Raw genomic sequence first — 3,440 nt, 5'->3', positions numbered from 1 at the left:
GTGAATCGCCCCGGGTTCTGTGGAGGCTGATTGGTTTAAGTTAAGTTGCTTCCACGGTGTTATCGGCAAGTTGCCGATAGTAGTTTGCCTCAGCCTCGGCCGGAGGGATATAGCCGAGGGATTCGAGTAGCCGGTGGTGGTTAAACCAGGCGACCCATTCGAGGGTGGCGATCTCAACAGCTTCCCGGCTCTTCCAGGGCGCCCTGCGGTGGATCAGTTCCGCCTTGTACAGGCCGTTGATCGTCTCGGCCAGAGCGTTGTCGTAACTGTCGCCGCGACTGCCCACCGAGGGTTCTATCCCGGCCTCGGCGAGCCGTGCTGCTGGGCCGCATGGCGCCAATACCCGGACGGTTTCCCGGACCGCGTACCGCAGCCTCGTTGGTGGCCAGGGCGTCGTAGAACGCCATTTCGTCGTGGTTCAGCCCCAAAACCTCGCCGCGCTGGGCGGCTTCCTGGAACTTCCTGGCCATCTCGATGAGTTACTCGATTTAATGTACTGGTTCAATTGGGGTTTTTCTTGCTCACCGCACCAGACGGCGTGCCGGATATTGCGGCATCCGCCCAACGGCCATGTGCTATGTTGAACTGGGAGGTATCCCGACATGAAAAATGGAAGCCCCATCCTCAAAACGGTATGGGCGGCGCTGGAACGCGAACCGCACATCAATCTGCATAGCTGGCCTGTCCGGCTCGACTTGACCGACGATAACGCCCTGGTAGTGGAAGGCGAGGTGGAAAGCGTGGCCGCCAAGAAACGGGTACTGGAAATCGCGGGGACGGCGCCCGAGGTGCGCGGCGTGGTGGACCGGCTGCACGTGGCGCCCTCCGAGCACAAGGGCGACGGCGAGATTCTGGATGGTCTCAAAGCCTTGTTGCTTGAAGCACGCGAACTGAAGAACTGCACGTTGCGCGTGATGAAAAAGGGTCAGGCCATCACTGTGCAGGAAGCCGGCGGCGAAGATGCCAGCGGCGATATCCTGGCCGCGGTGAAGGACGGGGTGGTGACGCTGGACGGCTGGGCCATCAGCCTTTCGCACAAGCGGCTGGCGGGGGTGCTGGCGTGGTGGGTGCCGGGCTGCCGCGACGTGGTGGACGGGCTGGAAGTGGCGCCGCCGGAACAGGACAACGACGACGAGGTCAGCGATGCCCTGTCGCTGGTGCTGGAAATGGACCCGATGATTCCCCATCCCGAGCAGATCGGTATCCACACCGACAACTACGTCGTCACCCTGGAGGGATTGGTGGCCACTCAAACGGAAAAAGACCGGGCCGAGCAGGACGCCTGGTGCCTGTTCGCTGTGGACAAGGTAATCAACAACCTCGCTGTGGGCCGGTAGATGAGGCCAAACGGGGGATGAGCAGCGGACAGCGCAAGCCAGACCGGCCACCCACCTACATCACCGCAATGATGTTCCCGCAGGAAACGTAAACCTGGACCTCGGCCGCGCTCTTGTGAATATTGATCGCCGTCCTGTCTTTCAGGATGGTTTCGATCGATACGGGGACGATGGTGACTGATCTTCCGTTTTTCACGGCTTCCAGCGGCCATTTCGGCGCCTTGTCCAGCTTGTCGCAACTTCCCGTATGGATGTGGGCGGGCTGTGCGACGCCTGCGGGCGCATTGGAAAGTTCTATGACAAGCTTGGTGTTGTTGCCTTGCGGAAGCAGGGTTGCCGTGCCGGTTTGACCCGAATTGTTTTGCGCCTCGAGCCTGACTGTAACGGCATCGTCGAGGGCCGGCGCGGCACCGGAGAAGAGTCCGGCCAACAGCAATATCGCAGCTGATCTATACATGATTCTCCCCTCGAAAACGAGTGAGTCCCGGTTTATAGCACCGGGCAAGCGGAAGACAAGGGCGCTGAATTGCCTCCGTTCGTGCCCATTGAAAATCCTGTCGAATGGGCTGCCTACCCATTTCCTACCCATTTGGGTAATCCCGATAAAAATAGTCAGGTATTGTCTAGACTGGGATTTGTCTTCTTTTAATTGGAGACCGCAATGTCTACCCGCACCCTCCGCGACACCCCCCTGCTCGATCAGCTCGAAAGCGGCCCGTGGCCGAGCTTCGTGGCCGGCCTCAAGCGCTTGGCCAAGGATAACGACATGATGGTCGACCTGCTGGGCCAGCTCGAAACCTCCTACGCAACCCGCAAGGGCTACTGGAAAGGCGGCACCGTCGGCGTATTCGGTTACGGCGGCGGCATCATTCCGCGCTTTACCGAGCTGAAGGACGAATCCGGCAAGCCGCTGTTTCCCGAAGCCGCCGAATTCCATACCCTGCGCGTGCAGCCGCCGGCCGGCATGCATTACACCTCCGACCTGCTGCGCAAGCTGTGCGACGTCTGGGTAAACAACGGCGGCTCGGGCCTGATCGCCTTCCATGGCCAGTCCGGCGACATCATGTTCCAGGGCGTCAGCAGCGATAACGTGCAGGCGGTGTTCAACGGCCTCAACGAGATCGGCTTCGACCTCGGCGGCGCCGGCCCCGCGCTGCGCACCTCGATGTCCTGCGTCGGCTCGGCACGCTGCGAGATGTCCTGCTTCGACGAAGCGCGTGCGCTGCGTACCGTCATCAACAACAACCTCGACGACATGCACCGCCCGTCCCTGCCCTACAAGTTCAAGTTCAAGTTCTCCGGCTGCCCGAACGACTGCGTCAACGCCATCCAGCGTTCCGACATGGCCACCATCGGCACCTGGCGCGACAACATCCGCGTCAACGAAGCGCAGGTGCAGGATTACTACCAGGTGCACGGCATGCACGACCTCTACAACGATGTGGTCGGCCGCTGCCCGACCAAGGCCATCACCGTGGTGCCGGACGACCAGGTCCGGGCTGATGCGCACACCTCGGTGGCGCATCTGGGCGACGGCAACACACTGTGCATCGACAACAAGAACTGCGTGCGCTGCATGCACTGCCTCAATGTCATCCCCGGCGGCCTCTTGCCCGGCAGGGACAAGGGCGTGACCATCCTGGTGGGCGGCAAGGGCGTGCTGAAGATCGGCGCCACCATGGGCAGCGTGATCATCCCGTTCATGAAACTGGAAACCGACGAGGACTTCGACAAGCTGAAGGAACTGGCGCGCAATATTCTCGATTTCTTTGCGGAGAACGCGCTGGATCATGAACGGACCGGCGAAATGATCGAGCGCATCGGGCTGGCCAACTTCCTCGAAGGCATGAATATCCCGCCCGACCCGAACATGATCAGTTCACCGCGTTCCAACCCCTACTTTCGCGGCGACGACTGGGACGAACAGGTCGCGAAGTGGGTGGAATACAAACAGAACGCGGCCTAGTGTCGTGACTCGGAAATATCGCAACATGAAACGGCGTCTTTTTCCGCATGGCGGCGTTGCTCGTCGTTGCCATAGAGTCGACTATGTCGCCTCCTCGCGCCTTGCCCTGCGAAAAAATCCATCCGTTTCATTATGTC

The 3,440-nt window shown here is 60.6% G+C and carries 3 protein-coding genes and 2 pseudogenes; 2 read left to right on the top strand and 3 right to left on the bottom strand.

Annotation, left to right across the window (positions count from 1 at the left end):
• Positions 1 to 40: 40 nt before the first annotated feature.
• Positions 41 to 316 (bottom strand): annotated as a pseudogene (locus Q0L94_RS04290) (integrase core domain-containing protein); the annotation flags it as partial.
• A gap of 58 nt (positions 317 to 374) precedes the next feature.
• A pseudogene (locus Q0L94_RS04285) lies at positions 375 to 470 on the bottom strand (type I restriction enzyme endonuclease domain-containing protein); the annotation flags it as partial.
• Between the two features lie 132 nt (positions 471 to 602).
• On the opposite strand from Q0L94_RS04285, the gene Q0L94_RS04280 reads away from it, so the two are divergent.
• Positions 603 to 1,337: a BON domain-containing protein gene (locus tag Q0L94_RS04280; protein WP_296750384.1), complete on the top strand. Its 735-nt coding sequence runs from the start codon at positions 603 to 605 to the stop codon at positions 1,335 to 1,337.
• Positions 1,338 to 1,392: 55 nt separating this feature from the next.
• Here Q0L94_RS04280 and Q0L94_RS04275 read toward each other — a convergent pair whose 3' ends face one another.
• Complete coding sequence (locus tag Q0L94_RS04275; protein WP_296750382.1) at positions 1,393 to 1,767, bottom strand: hypothetical protein; 375 nt, start codon at positions 1,765 to 1,767, stop codon at positions 1,393 to 1,395.
• A gap of 231 nt (positions 1,768 to 1,998) precedes the next feature.
• Between Q0L94_RS04275 and dsrA the strand changes: the two genes are divergently transcribed.
• On the top strand, positions 1,999 to 3,303 hold the full coding sequence (gene dsrA, locus Q0L94_RS04270) for a dissimilatory-type sulfite reductase subunit alpha (RefSeq protein WP_296750379.1): 1,305 nt from the start codon (positions 1,999 to 2,001) through the stop codon (positions 3,301 to 3,303).
• Positions 3,304 to 3,440 lie beyond the last annotated feature (137 nt).

The organism is Thiobacillus sp., from assembly GCF_024708915.1.
The sequence above is the reverse complement of the archived record's forward strand: the minus strand, read 5'-3'. Positions and strand labels throughout refer to the sequence as shown.

What these genes read in the sequence shown, in the direction of transcription:
- Q0L94_RS04280 (WP_296750384.1), top strand. Translation starts at nt 603, where the DNA reads ATGAAAAATGGAAGCCCCATCCTCAAAACGGTATGGGCGGCGCTGGAA.
- dsrA (WP_296750379.1), top strand. Translation starts at nt 1,999, where the DNA reads ATGTCTACCCGCACCCTCCGCGACACCCCCCTGCTCGATCAGCTCGAA.